Below are 23,476 nucleotides of genomic sequence, written 5' to 3'. Positions count from 1 at the left end.
AAAAGATTAGTCTAATTCTACTTGTTTTAGTTAATGATTAATTTGAGAATCAAAATCAATACATTTACGTCAACTTAATATTCAATATGAGCAAAGTATTAAATCGGCCTATACGCGTTTTAGTGGCTAAGGTTGGATTAGATGGTCACGACAGGGGAGCCAAAGTAATCGCAACTTCCTTACGAGATGCCGGCATGGAAGTAATTTATACCGGCCTGCGCCAAACACCCGAAATGGTGGTAAACACAGCGCTTCAAGAGGATGTTGATGCCATTGGGATTTCTATCCTATCGGGCGCACACATGACGGTTTTTCCAAAGATTATTCACTTTATGAAAGAAAAACAGTTAGATGATGTGTTGTTAACCGGCGGAGGGATTATTCCGGAAGCAGATCGGCTAAAACTGGCAGGTATGGGGGTTGGAGAACTATTTCCTCCAGGTACAACCATGGCCAGTATTGTAGAATATATACAGAATTGGGTTACAGAAAACAGAAATTTTTAAGCTATGGCATACCAGAATTTAATCTCAGAAATAAAAGAAAACATTTTATACGTTACCATTAACCGCGAAAAAGCACTGAATGCTTTAAATAAAGATACTTTGGCTGAACTGGCGGATGTAATTGCTTTTGCAGGTAGAACAGATGAAGTAAGAGGTGTTATTTTAACCGGAGCAGGTGAAAAGGCATTTGTTGCAGGGGCCGATATTAAAGAGTTTTCTGATTATAGTGGCAAACAGGGAGAAGAATTGGCAAAACGCGGTCATGAGCTGGTTTTTAATGCCATTGAAAATTCTTCAAAACCATTTATCGCAGCAATTAATGGATTTGCTTTAGGCGGAGGACTGGAGTTGGCAATGGCCTGCCACATACGCATTGCATCAGATAACGCGAAATTAGGTTTGCCGGAAGTTACTTTAGGCTTAATTCCCGGTTATGGTGGCACCCAGCGCCTTACGCAATTGGTTGGAAAGGGTAAAGCCATAGAAATGATTACTACCGCAAATATGATTACCGCTACCGATGCAGAAAAAATAGGCCTGGTAAATGTTGTTGTTCCACAGGCAGACCTCATTGGCAAGGCTGAAGAAATGCTGAATGTGATTAAGCAGCGTGCACCTTTGGCTATTTCAGCAGCAATAAAATCGGTGATTGCATCAATAAATAATACCAATGGTTATGCTACCGAAATTGAAGAATTTGGCAAATGTTTCGAAACCGCCGATTTTAAGGAAGGTGTAACGGCATTTGTGGAAAAGAGAAAAGCAATTTTTACAGGTAAATAATAGATTTGTAGTATTAATTCTATCGTTGTACTAATTAAATGTGTAAAATGTTTTTAAGTTCAATATTTTTTAAGTAATTATGCATAATCTAAAATGCTTAATCTCAATCATTTTGATTCATCCCACTAAATTATTCGGGGTTCTTTTTAGGGCTAAAAATCCTATTAATGAAAAACAAGATACTTATAATTGATGATGAAATAAATATTGGCTTATTACTTTCTAAATTTTTAACGAAAAGTGGTTTTGATGTACTACATACAACCACCGGAAGTACTGCATTAGAAATTCTAAATAAGGAAAAGTTCGACCTGGTTCTCTGCGATTACCGTCTTGATGATACAGATGGTAAAGAAATTTTAAAATATATAAGCGAAAGTCATCCGGCAACAGGCGTTATTATTATTACCGGATATTCGGATGTTAAACTTGCTGTTGAACTCATAAAACTGGGGGCTTATGATTATATTGTTAAGCCATTATATCCTGATGAGATATTAAATACGATTAACAAAGCGCTTGAAGCGCAGCAACTTTTAAAAAAACATAAAAGTACCGGGAACAAAATCGAAGCAACTGATTTTTTTAACCAGCCTCAGTATATTGAAGGTAAGAGTAAAGTTTCATTAAATCTTTTAGCGCAAATTAATGTTGTTGCCCAAACAAATTACAGCATTATTTTAACCGGGAAAAGTGGCACAGGAAAAGAATGTGTGGCTAAGGCCATTCATAGGAATAGTTTACGCAGTGCGGGCAGCTTTGTTGCCATGGATTGTGGTTCTTTAACGAAGGAGCTCGCCGCAAGCGAATTTTTCGGGCATGAAAAAGGATCATTCACTGGTGCACTTTTTACTAAAATAGGACACTTTGAACAGGCAAATGGCGGAACATTATTTCTTGATGAGGTCAGTAATTTATCATACGAAATTCAGGCTATTTTACTCAGGGCAGTTCAGGAGCGGAAAATAAAGCGGATTGGTAGTACAAAGGAGATTGATCTGGATGTGCGGCTTATTGTAGCCACCAATGAAAATTTAGAAGAAGGCATTCAAAAGGGTACATTTAGGGAAGATTTATATCACCGCTTTAATGAATTTTCTATACATGTTCCATCATTGAAACACCGGGGCAATGACATACTCCTATTCGCTGAGCGCTTCCTGTCCATAGCAAACCAGGAACTGAATAAAAAGATTAAAGGCTTTTCTGATGAGGTAAAGAAATGTTTATTGGCCAACCCTTGGCCAGGTAATGTACGTGAGTTGAAAAATGTAATCAGGCGGGTTGCTTTATTAACCGATGGAGATTGCATAGAACCCCATGTTTTACCCTTAGAGTTCGGAATGATTGATCACCGTAGCACTCAGTATGAAAAAAAAGCCCTTCTTTTGCCTCCAAAATCACATCATGAAAAATCACTTCATTTACGGAATGCAGCTAAAGAGGCCGAATATAATGCTATTTTAGAAGTGCTAAAAGAGGTTAATTTCAATAAAACCAAGGCAGCCAAAATCTTAAACATCGACAGAAAAACACTTTATAATAAAATTAAATTTAGGATCGATAATGGAACATAAATTTTAAATCAACAAAACAAAAGGGGGCATTTTAACATTTAAAGAATAGCCTTATTATCTAAATATGTCAGTATTCTCTTATAAGCAACGCAATAACATTAACCTCGTCATTATTATTGCACTCGGGGTGTTAATTGCATATTCTTTGCAGAGTATTTTTAGCGCCATTTTAAGCACTTTGGTGCTTTATACCATCATGCGGCCAGCCTATATCCATTTGGCCGAAAATAAGGGGTGGAATAAAAGAGTAACGGCTATTTTTCTGATCACCATCTCTATCATACTCATTGTAATGCCTTTTTATGCATTAAGCAGTATGGTTATCAGCAAAATTTCTGAATTGAGGAACAATGAAGTCTTTTTCAGGAATCTATTGGTTAAACTACAACACCTTATTCCGGTTAAAATTAATCAGGATGTTATTCAGGAAGGATTAAACCGTTTGGGGAATTGGGCCACTCAGCTTTTTCCATCCTTAATATCGAGTGCAGTAAATATTGTATTAAGTTTATTGGTGATGTACTTTTTACTCTACTTTATGTTAATTGAGCGGAAAAAATTCGAATTTTCATTGATTAAATATGCGCCTTTCAGAGAACAGAACGCCCTCCGTTTTGGCGATGAAATGAGGAATACAACTTATGCAAATGTGTTGGGCCAGGGACTGATCTGCCTCGTTCAGGGTTCGCTTTTAAGTCTTTCTTTTTATGTGCTGGGTTATAAAGATCCCGTGTTTTGGGGCGTAATTACAACATTTATTTCTTTTGTGCCTGTTTTGGGGCCACCAGTTGTTTTTGTTCCGGCTGCGATTTTACAGATTGCGAACGGGAATAATTTTGCTGGCTGGGCCATGCTTATTTTTGGTTTTGTAGTCATCATCAATATTGACAATGTGCTCAGGTTTATCATCGCAAAAAAAGTTGGCAATATTCACCCCATAATTACCGTAATTGGCGTAATTATTGGTATCCCTTTATTTGGAATATTGGGCCTTGTTTTTGGTCCCCTGCTATTATCTTATTTTATATTGCTTGTTAAGATTTACGAAACCAGTACGCTTGCATCAGAAAGATTGGAAAGAATTAAAACAAATAATGAGCATACGGAGTTATAAATATAGCTTAACAATAAATAATGTAGTAGTTTTATATTGTACATAATTGTTAAACCCTTAAAATACATTAATTATGAATGATAACTCAAAAGTTGTAGTTGCGCTTTTAGCAGGATTAGCTGCTGGTGCGGCGCTAGGAATTTTGTTCGCACCAGATAAAGGTGATGAAACCCGCGATAAATTAAGCCAATCTCTAAAAGACCTGGGCGACTCTATCAAAGATAAAGCTGCTGATGAAATTAACCATCTTGCCAGCTTAAAAGATAAAGTGGTAAGCTCAATTAAAACAAAATTAAGAAGCGTAGAAGAAGAATATAGTGACGACGTTGAACACGCGTAATAAATAAAATATTGCATAGCCGGGCAATTGCCCGGTTAAATATCATCTGAATTATGCAGGAAAATAAAGATAAAAGTATCGAAGATCTTGTAGACGATGCTAAAGGCTTTCTAGAGGCCAGAGTGGAGTATACGAGGCTTTACCTGGTAGAAAAAGTCTCTAAAGTATTTGCCGATCTGGTAACCAGTACGGCAGTTATTGTTTGTTTTATATTGGCCTTTTTATTTGGCTCGGTAACTTTGGCACTTTATCTGTCTGATCTTTTAGGTAGCTATGCCGGAGGCTTTGGCTGCGTATCTTTGTTCTATATCCTATTGGCAATAATTGTTTATTTAACTAAGGATAAGTATATCGAAAAGGCCATTATTAATGTAGCCATTAGAAAATACTTTGATAAACTTGCAGATAAGGAGGAAGATGAAAAGGTATAAAGACATCCGAAATCTAGAAGACCTGCAGGCTAGAAAATTAGAACTGAAGGTTGAATATACGCTTAAGCAAAATATGCTTAAATCGGATACGAAAGCTTATTTTAAACAATTTACCTTGGGCGCACTGATAAAAAGGTATGCTACACCAAGTAACCTGTTTAAAGCCGACGAAAAATTAAATATAAGCGGAACCGCTATGTCCTTGCTTTTGCCCATGTTTATGAATAAAACCCTTTTTAGAGGTGCCGGTTTTTTAACCAAAGCAGCTGTAGGTCTGGTTTCAGGAAAAATTGGTAAATCGCTTGACGCAGAACATTTGTCAGCAATTTTTAATTCTGTAAAGAGTTGGTTGGGTAAAAAGAAAGAGAAAAAAGAAAAGAAATTTATTGACTATGGCATTCCGCCTGATAGTGAAACATATTAGTTCAATGGTTCATTAGCCATTGGTTCATTCGTTAGTGAAACGCAAAGTGACTGTCATAAAAAAGCCTCAGAATTCAAAATCCTGAGGCTTTTTTTATGCGTTTCGTCATCCTGGTTTTTCAGGTTCTTCTTGAAAAGATGCTAAACCAGGTTCAGCGTGACGGATCTATTTATAAATCTGTTTTAATCTTTAATTCTTTCAATTGTTTCTCGTCAATAGTGCTCGGGCTATCGATCATTACATCTCTTCCTGAGTTGTTTTTAGGGAAAGCAATTACATCACGAATGGAATCTAAACCTGCAAAAATTGAGGTTAAACGATCGAAACCAAAAGCAATACCACCATGCGGAGGTGCACCAAACTCGAAGGCATCCATTAAGAAACCAAATTGTTTTTGTGCTTCTTCTGCACTGAAACCTAAATGTTTAAACATTAAAGCCTGTAATGCCCTATCGTGAATACGGATCGATCCACCACCAACTTCAGTTCCGTTGATGACCATGTCGTAAGCATTGGCACGTACGTTTTTAGGATCGGTATCTAATAAGGCAATGTCTTCAGGTTTAGGCGAAGTGAATGGGTGGTGCATGGCATGGTAACGTTCAGTTTCCTCATCCCATTCTAAAAGTGGAAAATCCAATACCCAAAGTGCAGAGAATGTATTTTTATCGCGTAAACCTAAGCGGCTACCCATCTCCAAACGAAGCTCATTTAGCTGTTTGCGTACTTTATCGGTAGAGCCGGCTAAAATCAATAATAAATCGCCTTTTTCTGTGCCGAAAGCTTCGCTCCATTGTTTAAGGTCTTCTTCGTTGAAGAACTTATCTACTGATGATTTAATGGTTCCGTCTTCATTGTGGCGTGCATAGATCAAACCTGTGGCGCCAATCTGCGGGCGTTTGATGAAATCTGTTAATTCATCTAATTGCTTACGCGTATAACTTGCTGCACCTTTTGCATTGATACCTACTACCAATTCTGCATTGTCGAAAACAGGGAAACCTTTACCCTTTACCAGGTGGTTAAGCTCCACAAACTGCATCGCAAAACGGGTATCTGGTTTGTCAGATCCATATAAACGCATCGCATCTGCATATTGCATACGCGGCACTTCTGGTAAATCGTAGTTGCGTACTTCTTTAAATAAAGTACGGATCAAACCTTCAAAAGTGTTTAGTATATCTTCTTGTTCGATGAAAGACATTTCACAGTCAATCTGGGTAAACTCAGGCTGACGGTCGGCTCTTAAGTCTTCATCTCTAAAACATTTTACAATTTGGAAGTAACGGTCGAATCCCGAAACCATCAACAATTGTTTAAAGGTTTGCGGCGATTGAGGCAAAGCATAAAACTCACCTTCGTTCATGCGGCTAGGCACAACGAAATCTCTTGCACCTTCTGGTGTTGATTTAATTAAAACAGGTGTTTCTACTTCGATAAAATCTAAAGCATCTAAATAACGGCGAACCGATTGTGCCATTTTATGACGTAAAACCAGGTTATTGCGAACCGGATTACGGCGTAAGTCTAAATAGCGGTATTTCATGCGCAGCTCATCACCACCATCGGTTTCATCATCGATCATGAAAGGCGGTAATTTCGCAGCATTTAAAATCTCTAATGCAGAAATTTTAATCTCCACATCGCCTGTAGCCATTTTTGGGTTTTTGTTGCTTCTTTCAACAACGGTACCAATCGCTTTGATTACAAATTCACGACCTAAAGTACGTGCGGTTTCGCAAAGCTCACGATTATCGTCCATGTTAAAAACCAACTGAGTAATACCATAACGATCGCGGATGTCGATAAAAGTCATACCGCCTAAATCTCTTGATTTTTGTACCCAACCACATAGCGTAACACTTTCGCCTAAGTTATTTAGGTTTAATGCACCACAAGTTACTGTTCTTAACATATATATAATCTAAATTGAGCGGCAAAAATACCGATTTTGTTTTAAAGTTAATGCTATAACCAAAGGTTTTTGAATCAGGATTTTTAGTGGGCAAAAAAAATGCAATTTGAAAACTCTTTGTATAAGTTTAACAAAGGTAATATCCTTTAGAGGCCGTTACCCTGAATTTATTTCAGGGTCTTTATTGCAGGAAAAATGCTGATCCCGAGCCTTCGGGATAGCAGGGCGATCACATTAATCACCATTATTATAGAACTCAGGCTTTTGATTTTAATCTGCTTAAAGTTTCTTGCGAGATATTTAAGTAAGAGGCAACCATTTTGTTTGGCATGCGCATAACCACGCCTGGATTTTGGGCAAGCAGCTGGCGGTAACGCTCGGTGGCATCGAGCGTAATAAACGACATTAAGCGATTGGTATTGCTTACGTAGGCATACTCCAGATAATGGCGGTAAAGTTTCTCCCACTGCGGAATGATTTTAAGCAGGTGGTAAAAATCTTTTTGCGAAATGTAATGTAGATCGGTATCTTCTATGGCCTGCACAAACTCCTTTGAAGTTTCGTTGGTAATAAAACTGACTAAAGCGGTGGCAAACTGCTTTTCGAAAGCAAAATGCCGGGTAGCTTCAGTGCCTCCTTCAGTTCGAAAAAAAATCCGCAAGCAGCCTTTGTCAACAAAATAAATGCGCTGGCTCGTTTCGCCAGGGCTGATCATGATTTCGTTCTTTTTTACCTGCATCATCTTGAAAAAAGACAATACCTGTTCCAGATCCTCATCGCTGATGGTAATTTTTTCTCTTATATAACTTGAAAGCTGTTTGTGCATTTAATTCAGGCTTACTACATTAACAATGTTTAGGTTTTCGAGGTAATCTTTTCAGCCAGTTTCCGTGCGTTGGGAATAATGATAAAGGCTGCAAAATAAGCTACAGGCAGCATTATGCTCCAGGCCTGTAAAAATTTGATGAACCAGCCCTCGCCAAAACCATAGTTACGCATTAAACCTACAAAAGCCATAATTAATGTCATAGGGATAACCACGAAAAGTGTATTGATGTATTTGAAATGTTCTTTTTTCATTTTTGATCTGTATTTTATAATGTTGCAAAGCTGCAGCCATTAAAAATCCTAAACTTTGATGTAGGTCAAAAAAGAATATTTATTAGTATTTCTCCTCCAGCACGATTTCAATAGCGATTACCTTCCATTCGCCATTAATATTTTTCCAGTGGTAAATTTCTTCGGTTTGGATGGTTTGTTTTTTCGAAAAGATAAGCAGATTGGGTTTTAGAAGAACCGATTTCCGGGCAATTTTTTCTGTGAAAATATCATCCTCCATGGATGATTTAATCCTGTAATAACTCGTATGGATTTCTTTAAGGTTACCAAAGTATTTTTTTAAATCAATGGTGTAATCACGCTTATTTAAAGCGGTTCCTTCTGCTGGCGTAAAGCTTAAACGGTCATCAAACATAGCAGTATAGGCAGTTAGATCTTTACTTTCTAAAGCCTGATCTGCTTTTTTATGTAGCTCGTTTATTGCTGAAATGATTAAATCGGTATCCATGGCATGAAGTTAAAGGTTTGTATCAGGGTTTTCAAATTTATGATGTTCCGGTAGCTGATTTTCCACAAATTTCAAAAAATCCAAAGCACCAGTTTGTCATTAATGATAAAATGCCTTTCGTATTTCTAATGTTTAAAGGCTTTTATTTTTTAGGAAATGAAAGATCAGCCTTTCATAGGTGCTTTAGCCCCGCCATCCGCTTTATCCCGATAAAACCTGTGAAATAAGCAAGCACACGATAAAAAACAAAACAGACAGTGCCTAAATCGGGATGTTCGCTCCTGTCTGGTTTATTTAACAGCGGTTTGTTTTCGAGGCACCAGCCTCGGTTAAATAAACCTGATTGTCGGGAAGAGCTTCCGATCCTCTACCGATAAATCGGCACTACATTAGCATCGGAACTCGTACCAAAAAGCAGGACTGCAATGGCCAAAGGCACAGAACCAACCATTTCCTAATGATCTTAATATTTTTTCTTTTTAGGAAATAAAGGTAGTGTACGGTACATAACAGCATGCCTGATCTTATTCTTAAAGCTGCGTTAATATATTTTAAACTTTTTTTCTACCTTGATGCAACGTTTTAAAATCCCTTATGTCTTATAATCAGAATATTCGAAATTTTGGAAGCCGTATACATCGATAAAAACCTGGAACTCGTAAAAAAATGCATGCAGGGCAGCCGCGCAGCACAGTTTGAATTGTACAAGCTGTATGCAAAGGCCATGTATAATGTGGCACTGCGCATTTTAAATTATGAGGAAGAGGCAGAAGATGTTTTACAGGAAGCATTTTTGGATGCGTTTACCAGAATTGTAGATTTTAGGCAGGAAACCACTTTCGGACTTTGGTTAAAGCAGATCGTGATCAACAAATCCATCAATTATTTACGTAAGCGTAAGATGGAATTTGTAAGTACCGATGAAATATCGGAAGTGCCGGATGAAGATAGTTTTGATGACCATGAAGTGCAGTTACAGGCTGAAGAAATAAGAACAGCCATAACCCAATTGCCAGATGGCTACAGGGTGGTACTGAGTTTGTACCTGTTAGAAGGTTACGACCATGAAGAGATTGCACACATTTTAAAAATTAGTGAAAATACCAGCCGCACACAGTACATGAGGGCTAAAAAGAAGTTAAAAAGTATTTTAGAACAGAAAGGGATGAGAGATGAATAATAGATTAGAAACCTTTGTAAAGGAAAACCGTAAAGCTTTCGACGTAATGGAGCCATCGGCAGGACTTTGGGCAAAGATTGAACAGGAGTTAGACAACAAGAAGAAAAAAAAACCGGTAAAACTGTATTTATGGATGAGTGCAGCAGCAGCTATTGTGGTTGTTTTCGGTTTAGCCTGGTTATACGTAGGAAAATTACAAAACAAAGATTTAGAAATAGCCGACGTTAGCGCTTCATACGCCAAAAAAGACGTTCATTTCGCTGGTTTAATTACCGAAAAAAGGGATAGTCTGGCCATTTTCGCCTCTGCAAATCCAGAGCTGTATAAAAAATTTACCGCTGATTTGAAAAAGCTGGACGAAGATTATGAAAGATTAAAAACGGAATTGCCAAGCTCGCCCAACCAAACTTTTGTGGTAAAGGCTATGGTTAAAAACCGCGAAATACAATTGCAGTTATTAAAACAACAGTTATTGATTATTAACCAGGTTGACGATTATAAAAGGGTTAACCAAATTTAAGCAAAACCGAGATAAAACAATAACAAGATTCGTCTTGATACCTGATTAAACATACTGGATACCAATCAGGAGACGCTCACCACATCGAAAGCTTATGGCCAGCCGGCAGGTTTTAAGTGTATAGGTGTTTAACAATTAACAACATGAACACAATAAAAATATTTTTAGCCTTTATGGCTTTAATTGCCGTAAAAACTAATGCGCAAGAAGGGGTCGTAAACAGCCCGTCAGAGAAAGTAGTTATAGAAAATGTAGAGAAATCGTCAACAATGGCGATGGTTAACACTTCAAAGTATAAACAAACAGGCAGTGATGCCGAACGATCAAAATCTTTTAGCAAGAGTTTTAATGTAGATAATAACGATAAGGTTAATTTAAACAACCAATTCGGATCTATCGTAATTAAAACCTGGGATAAAAAAGAAGTACGTGTTGACGTAGATATTAAAGCTTATAGCAACTCAGACAGCGATGTACAGAAACTGATTGATGGCGTGAGTATTGATGCCGCTAAAAATGGTGATGTGGTTTCTTTCAAAACCAATATGGGCGACAGAAACGGACGTTATGGCCGCGGGATGAAAAATGGTGTAACCACCTGGCGTAGGGAAGTAAAGGTAAGTTATGTGGTATATATGCCTGCTGTAAACCCATTAACGGTTTCACAAGAATATGGCAATGTAGAATTGGGTAATTTTTCTGGCCCGACTTCTTTAAAGGTAGAATATGGCAATTTGGTTGCCGGTAATTTAAGCAACGTAAATAACTACATCAATGTTCAATATGGCAAATGCGATATCCAGGATCTGAATGCCGCTGTAGTAAAACATGAATATAATGGGCCTGTAACCATTGGTTCGGTAGGTACTTTACAGCTTAATGCAGAATATGTGGCGGTAAACATCAATACCATCAGAAGATCAGCCGATATTAAAGTAGAGTATGGCAAAGGTTTAACTATTGGTACCATTGGCGGCAACTTGCTTTTAAATGCCGAATATGCCAAAGTAAACATCAATACGGTTAAAGGTAATACAGTGGTTAAACAAGCTTATGGCGATTTAAATATTGCATCTGCAGGTAAAATTGCCGTTAATGCCGAATATTCGAATGTTACTTTAGGCTCGCTGAATGGCGATGCAAACATCAACATGGATTATAACCGTTTAAATGTGAGTGAAATTACCCCAGCTTGTAAAAACTTCACCTTCGGAGGCGAATATGTAAGCATCGGCTTGGGCTTTGCAGACCGGTTCAATGCCAATTTCAACGTTTCTACTTCGTATGCAGGCTTTAAATATGGTTCAAACGTAACATCGAGCCTGGTTAGTAAAGACGATGAGACTAAAAAATATACCGGCAAAATTGGTAGCGGTGGTGCTGCAAACGTATCCATTAAAACCGAATACGGCTCAGTTACCTTTAAATAAGATTTTCTAAACCAAACAAACAATGAAGTCCTGCCAAATTGGTAGGACTTTTTTTATATTTTGCGCTGATGAAAATTTACCTTATTCTTCTGCTTTCTATTTTTTCCTTCACGGTATTGGCACAAGATGCCCCGGTTAAATGGGCCACACAGGAAACTTTCTTTGAAGATTTAATAGGTAAAGATTTACCTGCTTTTAAAGGTTTAACCACCAATAAAAAGCCGTTCTCTAATACCGATTTAAAAAACCAGGTAGTGGTGATTAACTTTTGGTTCGAAAAATGCCCGCCCTGTATAGCCGAAATGCCCGAATTAAATAGTTTGGTGGCTAAATATGGTAAAAAGGCCGTAAGGTTTATCGGCATTACGCATGATCATCCCGCTAGTGCCAAACGCTTTCAAAAACGAAACGGGTATAAATACGAAATTGTATCGTTGAGCAAAGATGAGATCAGAAAACTGAATATTAATCACGGTTTTCCATCGAATGTATTGGTTGGAAAAGATGGAAAGATTATTTACGCCACAGCCAATATTTCCTTTTCCGACCCTCAGTTCAAAGCTAAATCGATACTTTTTGAGGAGAAATTAAAAAGTACATTAACAGGTTATTAACCATTTCCGGAAGCGAAAAAACGCCACTTAAATTTCATTCCTTCATATTAATTTCCTACTTTTCTGTCACACTCAATATAGCGCTAGCTTATGGATTTAAAAAATAATTTCAGGCCTTTTTTTATTGGTGCTGCTATTGTGGTTTGGTTTTCCCTCGCATTGCAATTCAGGGTAAGTTTACAGCTCTTGAATAATGATTATCCTGTAACAATTAAAGCGTTTTTATCTTACTTTACCGTAATCACCAATATTATTGTTGCCATTTGCTTTACACGTTTATCTTTTGTTAAACGAAGTGAATCAGGCAGTTTATTTACCCGCTCTTCTACTTTAACGGCCATAACGGTTTATATTGTGGTAGTCGGTCTGATTTACAATATCATGCTGCGTGGCTTGGCATCGCCTGTAGGTTGGGCGAGGCTGGCCGATGAACTTTTGCATGTGGTAAGCCCCTTAATCTTTTTATTTTTCTGGCTTTTCTTCGTTAAAAAATCAACGCTACAATACAAACAGGCCATTAACTGGCTGGTTTATCCACTGCTTTATGTGGTATTTATTGTGGTTAGGGGTTACCTGATTAATAAATATCCCTACCCATTTATCGATGTAGTACAATTGGGTTATCCAAAAGCCATTCTGAATGCAGTTGTAATCCTGTTTATCTTCTGGCTTTTATCACTGCTTTTCATCTTTATCGGGAAGAAAACAGTTAAGATTTAAAGGACATATTCGTCATTGATCGGTTTAACAGGCTCAGGAATCTCATCATCTTCAAGCATCTGCAAAAGGTTGATCTCAATCGTTCTGGTAATCTGGTTAAGCGGAACCCCTGCCGAATTGTTTTCAAAAGGATTAACCAGGCTCATTCCATTAATCTGCGTAGATACAAATACGAAACCAATTAACCAGCCCAAAAATATGGCTGCGGGCCCTGCATCCTGACTGATAACCAGGGTAAAGGTGACCACAAATAACCAGATAAATACTTTAGTTAAATAGGTGTAAGTGGTAGGGAATATGGTATTTTTAATACGCTCGCTCATGCCCATCGAATCAGAAAACCGGGTAAGCATCTCATTAATTTCAATAAAGCGGAAACCATCAATGGCATTAGCTTTTGATAATTTTTGTAAATCTCTCGATTGTATATTTAAAATCGCATTATGCGTATTGTTGTGTTTTTCTATTTCTTTTAAATCTGCTTCAGATAAATATTTGGTGTAAATTTCATCTATTGTGCCTCTTAAATTCGCTTTTAACGCATATAAAAAGGCAATGTGCCGGTAAACCATTCGTTTTACACTTTCTTCATCTTCATCCACGTAATTAATCAATGCCCTTGCAAAAGAACGCGAGTCGTTTACCAAAGCACCCCATATTTTTCGGGCTTCCCACCACCTATCGTACGCCTGGTTATTGTTGAATCCAATAAAAAAGGCAATGGCTGTACCTAAAACCGTTGGAATAATGGATGGAATGGAGAAATGATGGGCAATTAAATACTCACGTACAAAGTAAGCGGCGGTGCAGGAGGCAATCATGATCAGATCAACGTGCCAGGTATTTCTTAAAATTCTACTTAACCTAATGTTTTGTATTAAAAGCATATTATCTAAATGGAGAATAAATTCGTTACGGATGAAAATACAAAACTAAAGCCGAAATGTTTGGTCATGTAACAAATTAATTGACAGACAGTACAGGTTGCCGATTGTCATGCAAATGTTTATCTTGGGAAACCAAATATTCTTAATTTCTTATGAGCGACACTTTACCCAGGAACAATATCTTTAAAGTAATCGGTGCATCATCCCTAGGCACGCTGATTGAATGGTATGATTTTTACATTTTTGGTAGCCTTGCCGTTATCATTGGTCATCAGTTGTTTCCGGAAGATGCAGGTGCATCGGCCTTAATCAACACCCTGGCTATTTTCGCAGCAGGTTTTATTGTGCGTCCGTTTGGTGCATTGGTTTTTGGCAGGCTTGGCGATTTAATCGGCCGAAAATATACTTTCCTGCTCACTTTGGTGTTGATGGGTGGATCGACATTTTTTATTGGTTTAATCCCCTCGTATAAAAGTATTGGTTATGCCGCACCAATTTTGGTATTAATATTAAGGTTAATCCAGGGGCTGGCATTGGGTGGAGAATATGGTGGTGCGGCAACTTATGTAGCAGAACATGCACCAAAAAACAAACGTGGTTTTTTTACCAGCTGGATTCAAACTACTGCAACATTGGGTTTATTCCTTTCGCTGGGGATTATCGTCATCACGAAGAATATTTTAGGTGCTGAAACTTTTGGCGATTGGGGCTGGAGAATCCCTTTCTTGTTATCGATAGTACTGGTTGTTGTTTCGATCTATATCCGCATGAAAATGCATGAGTCGCCCATGTTTTCTAAACTGAAGGCAGAGGGAAATGTCTCAAAAAATCCACTCAAAGAGAGCTTTAACAACAAAGCGAATTTTAAGATGGTGCTTCTGGCCCTATTTGGGGCAACGATGGGGCAAGGGGTAATCTGGTATACGGGTCAGTTTTATGCACAATCATTTTTAGAGAATACCTGTAAGCTGGATTTTAATGACTCGAGATATATTCTGCTTTGGGGGATTGCCTTTGCCACTCCGTTTTTTGTGATATTTGGTGCCTGGAGCGATAAGGTTGGCCGGAAGTGGATTATGCTGAGCGGCATGCTTTTGGGAATTCTTTTTTATCGCCCTATCTATCAAATATTTTTGGATGATACCGATTATACAAAAATTGAACAGACGGATATTTTATCTGCCAGACCCGCTCCGGTAACTTCTGTTTTGATTGCAAACTCAACTGACAGTTTACGCACCGTTTCTACTAAAGTAATGTTAAAAAATGGTGCATCTTTTAACAAGGTACAAACCGATACGGTTTCTGCAACCAAAGGGATTCTCCTGGGTAAAGAAGTAGTAAAAGATAAAATTTTGCCTACGCCGGTATTCTGGAAATTTGTTGGCTTAATTTTCTTCCAGATTTTATTGGTAACCATGGTTTATGGGCCAATTGCAGCTTTCCTGGTTGAATTATTCCCAACTAAAATCAGGTACACCTCTATGTCGCTGCCTTATCATATCGGTAACGGTGTTTTTGGTGGACTTGTGCCCTTTATTGCAACCTTGATTGCAAGTTTTTCAGGCTCTACGCCGCTATCGGGCCTTTGGTATCCGATAGGTATAGCGGCATTGAGCCTGGTTATTGGTGCCATTTATTTATCGAATAAAAGAGACGAAAATATTAACGACTAGATACGAAGAAGATGAATACGTTAAAGAAATTTTTAGGTTTAGTCTGGATGGTTTTGGGACCATTAACCATGACTTTTTTGTTTATGCAGGCGATAGATAAAGTAGGCCTGACCCATACAGATATCGAGCGCACCAATACCATGCTGCAATGGGCAATTATCCTATTTATTTTCCTTCCAATTAGTTTGGGATTGATGATATTTGGCTTTTATGCCTGGAAGGGCGAGTATGATCGCTTGCCGGAAAGTTCAAAAGAGTTATGATTTAAGTCTTATTGTTAATCCGTTTTGTGGTTGATGTTTTTTAATTCATTATAAACCAGCTGTGCAACTGCTCTGGCTCCTTCTGGCTGGAAGTGGGTATTATCTTTTTGTCCTTTTGGATACGCCTCATATTTTGCCGAGTCTAAATTCATGAAGTAATGTTTGCTTACAAATTCACTTCCCTTTGTGGTAAAAAATGCTGCTGAAAGTGAGGTTAGATCGATAATGGATACGTTTAATTCCTGAGCCACATCTTTCACTGCCTGTGGATATTCGCCATGTGCACTGCCCAGTTTGCCATCTTTCCAGGGGTAATTACGGGTAACCGGCGTAATCAGAACCGGTAGAGCACCTTGTGCTCTTGTTTCTTTCACATACATCCTTAAAAAATCTTTATAACCCGGAATATCAACATAACGTTCGGGTTTATCTTTCGCTGCATCGTTGTGCCCAAACTGGATCAATACCAGATCATTCTTTTCTAAGGTTGATAAAACTTCTTTCCACCTTCCCTCTTCAAAAAAAGTTCTGGTGCTTCTTCCCCCTTTTGCTTTATCAATAACCAAAGCGCTGTCGCTTTTAATCAACCTGTTTAATTTTTTTAAACTGTCTTTTTTTAGGAATTGCTGAAACACCTGCCCCCAGCCCGTAATTGGATATTTTTTCTGCTGATAACCTTCATCCAAAGTATAATCTGCAACAGTAGAATCGCCGATTAAATAAACCTTAACAGGTTTAGGTTTAATTAGGAAAGACATTAGTAAAATGACACCAAGGGTTGCGATAAGGATTTTATATTTTTTCATTGCTCTATTTTAAAGCTTGTACACGGAACCAATCAAATTCGGCAATTCCTGAATCATTCGTTTGGCTATCCCGAATGGCAAAGATGCCCATTTTTGCGCCGATCCATTGCCCTGCTGTAGCCTGAAACTCATCGCCTACATTCGTAAAACGAATTCCGTCTTCACTGTAACTAAACTGGCATTTTGCACCCGGGCTAACTTTAACCCTAAAATACACTGACCCCGATTTCAGCCTGGTAATTTCTTTTTCGTTTTCCGTTTTTCCCTTGTCGGCACTTTGGCAAACACCATACATCAGATATATGCCATCTTTTTTGCTCTTCATACTAATCTGCGCATAACTTCTGCCCATTATCACCAAACCCGTTTTTTCGTTCTCCAGTTTTGGATTAGGTTTAAACAAGAGTTTGGTTGTGACCATAAATTCATCAGCAGGAAATTTCTGCATCAACAGATTCGGTACATCCCAAAGGTTTTTAGCATCATCAGGAATTTTAGCCGTGTACAACTTTAACAAACCCTTGTCTGCATCGGTAAATAGCCAGGTAGGTTGCGGATTGGCCTGCCATTGCCATTGTAGGCCTAGTTTTGAAGTATCAAATTCATCACTTTCCACTGGGGTTTCAATCGGATAAACCTTACCTACGTTTGGTTTTTTATAGGTGGTTACGGGCTCACCTTTACCGTCGCCATCTGCATCAAGGCCGATAACGGGCCAGTTATTGATCCATTTCATCGGCTGCAGATGAACCACACGGCCATAAGCGTCTTTGTCCTGAAAATGCAGGAACCAATCTTCACCCGTTTGCGTATTAACCCAGGCACCCTGATGCGGACCATTTACCGAGGATTTCCCTTGATCCATAACTACCTTTCTCTCGTATGGGCCGTAGATGTTCTTACTTCTTAAAATTAATTGCCAGCCTGTAGAAACACCACCAGCTGGTGCAAACAAATAGTAATAGCCGTTACGTTTATAAAATTTTGGCCCTTCAATGGTTGGGTCGAGTTCGTGACCATCGTACACAATTCTGCCTGTTTCTAGTGCTTGCGCGCCGTCGTTTGTTAATGGCATAATCGCCAACACACTTTTTATGCCTGCGCGGCTTCCTGCATAGGCATAGGCCAGATAAGCTTTGCCATCTTCGTCCCAAAACGGGCAGGGATCAATCAATCCTTTACCAGCAGCAACCAATTTTGGCGCAGACCACATTCCTGTTATGGTTTTAGCTTTTGTTAAATAAATCCCAAAGTCAGGGTCGGGATAATAGATATAAAATTCGCCATTGCGGTAACGGATAGAAGGCGCCCAAACACCATTGCCATGTTGAGTTTTTTCGAAATGATCGAAGGGAGGCTGGCGTTTTAAAGCATGGCCGATTATTTTCCAGTTGACCAAATCTTTCGAATGCAGAATCGGCAACCCCGGGATGGCATCGAAACTGGAGGCGATCATATAAAAATCATCTCCCACCCGGATGGCATCAGGATCAGAATAATCGGCATTGATCACCGGGTTTTTATAAGTCCCGTTCCCTAAGTCAGCAACCCAAACTTTAGAGATATACTCGCTTTTTGGCCTGAGTTGGGCAAAGGTTTTGATGCCAAGACTTAATACAAGGATTGAACTAAATAGATATTTCATTTTACAATGATATTTTTAATAATATTTGGTCAGTAATTTATGAACAAGATGCTGAAACAAGTTCAGCATGACGCCGCGGGGGTATAAACAAGGTTAAGTCTTTTTTTATTTTTAGGCAAGTTGTTATTGTGCAATCGTTCCCGACATCGTTTGCAATGTTTAATCCCGGAAAAACTTCTTTCTGATGGATATTAATGTTTAAAATTGTTCATCATATATTTTAAAAACACGGCTGCGTTACAAAGTTTATACTTTTACGTGGCCGATTTTAATTTATACCTAACCAAATTGATATGAAAGCAATCATCCTGTTTTTTCTTGTGGCGATTTCATTGACCGCAAATGCCCTTGAAACCAAAGCAGACTTTGTCGTAGCCGCCGATGGAAGCGGAAACTTTAAAACGGTGCAGGAAGCCATCAATGCCGTACCCGATTTCAGGAACAAAATCACTGTCATCTTGATCAAAAAAGGCATTTATAAGGAAAAACTGATTTTGGCCGCTTCTAAAAAGAATGTGCGGTTTATCGGCGAAAGTGTAAACGAAACCATTTTAACTTATGATGACTACGCCCAGAAGAAGAATGTTTTTGGTGAAGAAAAAGGCACTTCGGGTTCTTCCAGCTTTTATATCTACGGCGAAGGCTTTTCTGCGGAGAACATCACTTTCGAAAATTCATCAGGTCCGGTAGGGCAAGCCGTTGCGGTTTGGGCAGGAGGTGATAAATTAATTTTCACCAACTGCAGGTTTCTAGGCTTTCAGGATACACTTTATACCTACGGAGGCAACAACCGCCAATACTATAAAAACTGTTACATCGAAGGAACGGTTGATTTTATTTTCGGGGCTTCAACGGCCTGGTTCGAAAGCTGCACCATTTTCTGCAAAAAGGCGGGGTATATCACAGCAGCATCAACTGCTGATACTACAAAATTTGGTTATGTATTAAACAAATGCAAAATCAAAGGAGATGCACCAGCCAATAGTTTCTACCTGGGCAGACCATGGAGGCCTTATGCAAAAGTTGCCTACCTCAATTGCGAACTGCCAGATTTAATCCGCCCTGAAGGCTGGAACAACTGGGGCAAAGAAAGCAATGAGAAAACGGCCTATTATGCTGAATATAAAAGCAGTGGAAAAGGAGCCGATCCGGAAAAAAGGGCAAATTGGTCGCACCAATTAACAGATAATGAATATAAGACCTACATTTTGGAAAACGTTTTCCGTGGATGGGATCCAGAGGTGAAATAAGTGTGTTAAATAATTGATATACAGTCGTTAAGTATCTGTTTTCTGGCGCCTTTTTGCCTTGTTTTCCGGTAACGATTGCATAGATTTCTCTTCTATTTTAAGCGCAAACAACGTACACTTGTTATTACAATAACCAAGTATAATTTAACAGCGCAAATAATGAAACATATTTCAGGTCGTTTATGCCGTATTAAGGTAGCTCTGGCATGCTTAATTCTATCTTCTGCAAGTGCTGCTATCGCGCAACAAAAGCAATCCTTACCCGTTATTCAGCAGGTTAAATTTAAAAAAGATACCACGAGCATTGTTCGCTTCGGAGCAAAAGGCGATGGGATCACCTTAAATACACAGAGTATTAATAAAACCATAGCAAGCGTGAGTCAGAAAGGTGGTGGTGTGGTTTTAATTCCCTCTGGTTTATGGTTAACCGGCCCTATCGAGTTAAAAAGTAATGTCAACCTGCACTTAAAACGTGATGCTATTCTTCAGTTTACCGACGATTTTAATCAATACAAATTGGTACAGGGCAATTGGGAAGGTCAGCCAGCCTGGAGAAACCAGAGTCCGATTTCAGGTGTTAACCTCGAAAATATAGCCATTACCGGAACCGGGATTATCGACGGGAACGGAGGTGCCTGGCGCATGGTTAAAAAAGATAAACTCACCGAAACACAGTGGAAAACTTTGGTGGCCTCAGGTGGCATCGTTAAGGCTGATGGAAAAATGTGGTACCCATCTGAGAAAACCCTTAAAGGTTCGAATACTAAAAATGCAGGCGTAATCGAAGCGGGTAAAACAGCGGCAGATTATGAAGATATCAAAGATTTCCTTCGTCCGAATTTGCTGGTGTTAACGGGCTGCAAAAAAATTCTTTTAGAAGGCGTTACTTTTCAAAATTCACCAGCATGGAATTTACACCCTTTACTTTGTGAGGATTTGACCTTAAGAAACTTACAGGTAAAAAATCCCTGGTTTGCACAAAATGGCGATGGCGTTGATGTAGAATCGTGCAAAAACGTATTAATTGAAGGTAGCACTTTTGATGTGGGTGATGACGGGATTTGCATTAAATCGGGAAGGGATGAAGCGGGCCGCAAACGTGGCGTGCCTACAGAAAATGTAATTATTCGCAATAATGTGGTTTACCATGCCCATGGCGGTTTTGTAATAGGCAGCGAAATGAGTGGTGGTGCAAAAAACATCTGGGTGTACGATTGCTCTTTTATTGGTACTGATATCGGCCTGCGTTTTAAAACTACCCGTGGCCGTGGTGGTGTGGTCGAAAATATTTACATCAACAACATCAATATGATCGATATTCCTGGTGAAGCCATTCTGTTCGACATGTATTACGCTGCGGTTGACCCGGTTCCTTTGGCGGGCGAAAAACGTGAAGCCATTAAAACGGTAATGGTTCCGGTAACTGAAGCTACGCCCCAGTTCAGAAACTTTTACATCAAAGATGTGGTAGCCAATGGTGCTGAAAAAGCCATATTTTTTAGGGGTCTCCCAGAAATGAACATCAAAGATATCCACCTGGAAAATGTAACCATAAAAGCAAACAAAGGCATTGAAATTATTGAGGCTGCTGGAATTTTCCTTAAAAACATAAACGTAATTACCGAAAATACCAGTCCGGTTGTCATGATCCAGAACGGATCGAACATCAACATCAGCAATTTAAAATACCCTGAAAACAGCAAGGTGTTGTTTGATGTAAGCGGCGAAAAGACAAAAGGTGTAAAAATTAGTGGAACAGATGTTTCTAAAGCGAAAATGGCTACACTTTTAGGTACTGAAGTAGATAAAAAAGCACTGGAAATTTCAAAATAACCAACATGAAGAGATCAATTCTATATACAGCAGCTGCCCTCATCGGTTTTTCTATTTTATCACAAAGTGGATTTGCCCAAAAGAAATTATCAGAACAGTTAACCTTAACTGCGATGGAAAAACTTTGGCAGGATACGACCGTTTTAAAAGGACCAAAAGGACCGAGATGGTCTTACGACATGGGTGTGGTACTGGAAGGTGCTGCAGCGGTTTGGCGTAATACAGGCGATGGGAAATATTTCAAATACATTCAAAGTTCGATGGATGCCTATTTGGATAAAGAAGGAAATATCACCACCTACAAATCAGAAGATTTTAATATCGATAACATTAAAAATGGCCGTTCGTTATTATTGTTGTACAAAGTTACCGGGCAGCAGAAATACCTGTTAGCGGCAACTAAATTGTACGATCAGCTACAAAAGCAGCCACGCACCCAGGAAGGTGGCTTTTGGCACAAGAAAATTTACCCAAACCAGATGTGGCTGGATGGTTTGTACATGGGAGAACCGTTTTATGCGGAATATGCCAGGCTGATGAAAAAAGAAGCCGCTTTCGACGATATTGCTAAACAATTTATCCTGATGGAGAAAAATTCCCGCGATGTTAAAACGGGATTACTTTATCACGGTTACGATGAAAGCAGAACAGAGCAATGGGCGGATAAAAAAACAGGCCGCTCACCAAATTTTTGGGCCAGGGCAATGGGTTGGTACATCATGGCTTTGGTAGATGTGCTGGATAATTTCCCAGCTAATCATCCTCAGCGGAAAGAATTAATCGCCATTTTAAACCGTACGGCAACCGCTGCTGTGAAATATCAGGATCAAAAATCAGGTGTATGGTTTGATATTTTAGATATGCCAACCAGAAAAGGAAACTACCTGGAAAGTTCGGCTTCGAGCATGTTTGTATATGGCCTGGCCAAAGGTGTACGTAAGGGTTGGCTGGCGCCATCGTTTATGGCGGCTGCAAATAAAGGTTATGCCGGTTTAAAGAAAGAATTTGTTGAACAAGCGGGAGCAGAAAGAATAAACCTGACCAAAACTGTATCCGTATCGGGATTGGGTGGAAAACCCAAATATCGCGATGGAAGTTTCGACTATTACATCAGCGAAAAGGTAATCACCAACGATCCGAAAGGCGTAGGCTCATTTATCTGTGCAGCTTCAGAAATGGAAATCGATCAGTTACCAAAACCAGGCAAAGGGTTAACCGTTACCGTTGATAATTTCTTCAATAACGAGTACATGGCTGGTCCTACCGGAGATAAAATCCCTTTTCATTATGTATGGGAAGAAGATGATAACAATGGCTTTTCCTTATTCGGTAAAGTATTTAATGATGCCGGGGTTAAAACCGCTACCCTTAAAACGGCACCAACAACAGCAAATTTAAAAGGCAGCAACATTTATATTATTGTAGATCCAGATACCGAAAAGGAAACGGCAAATCCAAATTTCATGAATGCTGCACATGCCAAACAGGTTAGCGAATGGGTTAAGGCCGGAGGGGTATTAGTGCTCTTGTTAAACGATGTGGGCAATTGTGAAATTTCTAAATTCAATGTGCTGCCAGAAACTTTCGGAATCCATTTTAATGAGGATAGCCGCAACAAGGTTCAAGGTTCGAACTTTGAGCAAGGTGCTGTAAAAATCCCGGTCGGAAATTCAATTTTTAAAACCGCCAAAAAAGTTTACATCAAAGAAATCTCGACTATCGTAGCCAAAAGCCCTGCGGTTTCGGCCTTAACAGATAATGGAGACGTGCTTATTGCAACAGCTAAATATGGTAAGGGAACTGTTTTCGCTGTGGGTGATCCATGGTTCTATAACGAGTATATCGATGGCAGGAAATTGCCCGCAGATTTTGAAAACTTTAAGGCAACGAACGATCTGGTAAACTGGTTGATTAAACAGGTTCCGGGTAAAAAGTAACCATAGATGAATAAATATTAGCCACGGAAATACAGACAAACGGAAAAATTAATTAATG

Annotated in this window: 25 protein-coding genes; 18 read left to right on the top strand and 7 right to left on the bottom strand. The window is 39.0% G+C overall.

From position 1 onward, the window contains the following. The first annotated feature begins 86 nt into the window (after positions 1-86). The 7 genes from CA265_20010 to CA265_19980 all read left to right on the top strand — a co-directional run bounded on the left by CA265_20010 (position 87) and on the right by CA265_19980 (position 5,175). Positions 87-506, top strand: coding sequence for a methylmalonyl-CoA mutase (locus CA265_20010; GenBank protein ID ARS41813.1), 420 nt, complete (start codon positions 87-89; stop codon positions 504-506). Between the two features lie 3 nt (positions 507-509). After that, complete coding sequence (locus CA265_20005) at positions 510-1,289, top strand: enoyl-CoA hydratase (GenBank protein ID ARS41812.1); 780 nt, start codon at positions 510-512, stop codon at positions 1,287-1,289. Positions 1,290-1,456: 167 nt separating this feature from the next. After that, on the top strand, positions 1,457-2,866 hold the full coding sequence (locus CA265_20000; protein ID ARS41811.1) for a sigma-54-dependent Fis family transcriptional regulator: 1,410 nt from the start codon (positions 1,457-1,459) through the stop codon (positions 2,864-2,866). Between the two features lie 64 nt (positions 2,867-2,930). Then, on the top strand, positions 2,931-3,980 hold the full coding sequence (locus tag CA265_19995) for an AI-2E family transporter (protein ARS41810.1): 1,050 nt from the start codon (positions 2,931-2,933) through the stop codon (positions 3,978-3,980). Between the two features lie 73 nt (positions 3,981-4,053). After that, positions 4,054-4,320 carry a hypothetical protein gene (locus tag CA265_19990; protein ID ARS41809.1) on the top strand — a complete coding sequence of 89 codons (267 nt, stop codon included), beginning with the start codon at positions 4,054-4,056 and terminating at the stop codon, positions 4,318-4,320. A gap of 53 nt (positions 4,321-4,373) precedes the next feature. After that, entirely contained in the window at positions 4,374-4,751 is a 378-nt protein-coding gene (locus CA265_19985; GenBank protein ID ARS41808.1) for a hypothetical protein, read from the top strand. Further along, a complete protein-coding gene (locus CA265_19980; GenBank protein ID ARS41807.1) occupies positions 4,738-5,175 on the top strand; it encodes a hypothetical protein in 438 nt (145 codons plus the stop codon). The genes CA265_19985 and CA265_19980 overlap by 14 nt, the downstream gene beginning before the upstream one ends. A gap of 169 nt (positions 5,176-5,344) precedes the next feature. On the opposite strand, the gene CA265_19975 is transcribed toward CA265_19980, so the two are convergent. The 4 genes from CA265_19975 to CA265_19960 form a co-directional block, all read right to left on the bottom strand. Then, positions 5,345-7,090 (bottom strand): aspartate--tRNA ligase, encoded by a 1,746-nt coding sequence (locus CA265_19975; GenBank protein ARS41806.1) that lies wholly within the window; start codon positions 7,088-7,090, stop codon positions 5,345-5,347. A gap of 256 nt (positions 7,091-7,346) precedes the next feature. Then, entirely contained in the window at positions 7,347-7,916 is a 570-nt protein-coding gene (locus CA265_19970; protein ARS41805.1) for a cyclic nucleotide-binding protein, read from the bottom strand. Positions 7,917-7,945: 29 nt separating this feature from the next. Further along, entirely contained in the window at positions 7,946-8,170 is a 225-nt protein-coding gene (locus CA265_19965) for a hypothetical protein (protein ARS41804.1), read from the bottom strand. Positions 8,171-8,252: 82 nt separating this feature from the next. Further along, entirely contained in the window at positions 8,253-8,657 is a 405-nt protein-coding gene (locus CA265_19960; GenBank protein ARS41803.1) for a hypothetical protein, read from the bottom strand. A gap of 17 nt (positions 8,658-8,674) precedes the next feature. On the opposite strand from CA265_19960, the gene CA265_19955 reads away from it, so the two are divergent. The 6 genes from CA265_19955 to CA265_19930 all read left to right on the top strand — a co-directional run bounded on the left by CA265_19955 (position 8,675) and on the right by CA265_19930 (position 13,121). Next, positions 8,675-8,884, top strand: coding sequence for a hypothetical protein (locus tag CA265_19955; GenBank protein ID ARS41802.1), 210 nt, complete (start codon positions 8,675-8,677; stop codon positions 8,882-8,884). A 395-nt stretch (positions 8,885-9,279) separates the two neighbouring features. Continuing rightward, complete coding sequence (locus CA265_19950) at positions 9,280-9,837, top strand: RNA polymerase subunit sigma-24 (protein ARS41801.1); 558 nt, start codon at positions 9,280-9,282, stop codon at positions 9,835-9,837. A 46-nt stretch (positions 9,838-9,883) separates the two neighbouring features. Then, positions 9,884-10,357, top strand: a complete 474-nt coding sequence (locus CA265_19945) for a hypothetical protein (protein ARS43070.1) — start codon at positions 9,884-9,886, stop codon at positions 10,355-10,357. 173 nt (positions 10,358-10,530) lie between these two features. Beyond that, positions 10,531-11,787, top strand: a complete 1,257-nt coding sequence (locus CA265_19940) for a hypothetical protein (GenBank protein ID ARS43069.1) — start codon at positions 10,531-10,533, stop codon at positions 11,785-11,787. 68 nt (positions 11,788-11,855) lie between these two features. Beyond that, positions 11,856-12,401: a hypothetical protein gene (locus CA265_19935; protein ID ARS41800.1), complete on the top strand. Its 546-nt coding sequence runs from the start codon at positions 11,856-11,858 to the stop codon at positions 12,399-12,401. Between the two features lie 90 nt (positions 12,402-12,491). Beyond that, a complete protein-coding gene (locus CA265_19930) occupies positions 12,492-13,121 on the top strand; it encodes a hypothetical protein (GenBank protein ARS41799.1) in 630 nt (209 codons plus the stop codon). Here CA265_19930 and CA265_19925 read toward each other — a convergent pair. Further along, positions 13,118-14,008 (bottom strand): hypothetical protein, encoded by an 891-nt coding sequence (locus tag CA265_19925; GenBank protein ID ARS41798.1) that lies wholly within the window; start codon positions 14,006-14,008, stop codon positions 13,118-13,120. The genes CA265_19930 and CA265_19925 overlap by 4 nt on opposite strands. 152 nt (positions 14,009-14,160) lie before the next feature. Here CA265_19925 and CA265_19920 point away from each other — a divergent pair, with 152 nt between their 5' ends. Both CA265_19920 and CA265_19915 read left to right on the top strand, forming a co-directional pair. Next, complete coding sequence (locus CA265_19920; GenBank protein ID ARS41797.1) at positions 14,161-15,684, top strand: MFS transporter; 1,524 nt, start codon at positions 14,161-14,163, stop codon at positions 15,682-15,684. A gap of 11 nt (positions 15,685-15,695) precedes the next feature. Next, positions 15,696-15,947: a hypothetical protein gene (locus CA265_19915; GenBank protein ARS41796.1), complete on the top strand. Its 252-nt coding sequence runs from the start codon at positions 15,696-15,698 to the stop codon at positions 15,945-15,947. A 14-nt stretch (positions 15,948-15,961) separates the two neighbouring features. Here CA265_19915 and CA265_19910 read toward each other — a convergent pair whose 3' ends face one another. Beyond that, the gene (locus CA265_19910) at positions 15,962-16,753 is read right to left on the bottom strand and encodes a GDSL family lipase (protein ID ARS41795.1); all 792 of its coding nucleotides are present in this window, start codon (positions 16,751-16,753) and stop codon (positions 15,962-15,964) included. A 4-nt stretch (positions 16,754-16,757) separates the two neighbouring features. Next, positions 16,758-18,398: a glycoside hydrolase gene (locus CA265_19905; GenBank protein ARS41794.1), complete on the bottom strand. Its 1,641-nt coding sequence runs from the start codon at positions 18,396-18,398 to the stop codon at positions 16,758-16,760. A gap of 293 nt (positions 18,399-18,691) precedes the next feature. On the opposite strand from CA265_19905, the gene CA265_19900 reads away from it, so the two are divergent. The 3 genes from CA265_19900 to CA265_19890 all read left to right on the top strand — a co-directional run bounded on the left by CA265_19900 (position 18,692) and on the right by CA265_19890 (position 23,418). After that, a complete protein-coding gene (locus CA265_19900) occupies positions 18,692-19,648 on the top strand; it encodes a pectin esterase (GenBank protein ID ARS41793.1) in 957 nt (318 codons plus the stop codon). Between the two features lie 159 nt (positions 19,649-19,807). Beyond that, positions 19,808-21,481 carry a glycoside hydrolase gene (locus CA265_19895; protein ID ARS41792.1) on the top strand — a complete coding sequence of 558 codons (1,674 nt, stop codon included), beginning with the start codon at positions 19,808-19,810 and terminating at the stop codon, positions 21,479-21,481. A 5-nt stretch (positions 21,482-21,486) separates the two neighbouring features. Then, positions 21,487-23,418 carry a glucuronyl hydrolase gene (locus tag CA265_19890; GenBank protein ARS41791.1) on the top strand — a complete coding sequence of 644 codons (1,932 nt, stop codon included), beginning with the start codon at positions 21,487-21,489 and terminating at the stop codon, positions 23,416-23,418. Positions 23,419-23,476: the final 58 nt, after the last annotated feature.

Source organism: Sphingobacteriaceae bacterium GW460-11-11-14-LB5 (genome assembly GCA_002151545.1).
Classification (GTDB): Bacteria; Bacteroidota; Bacteroidia; order Sphingobacteriales; family Sphingobacteriaceae; genus Pedobacter.
Note: the sequence above shows the minus strand (reverse complement) of the source record. Positions and strands in the feature narration are given on the sequence as shown.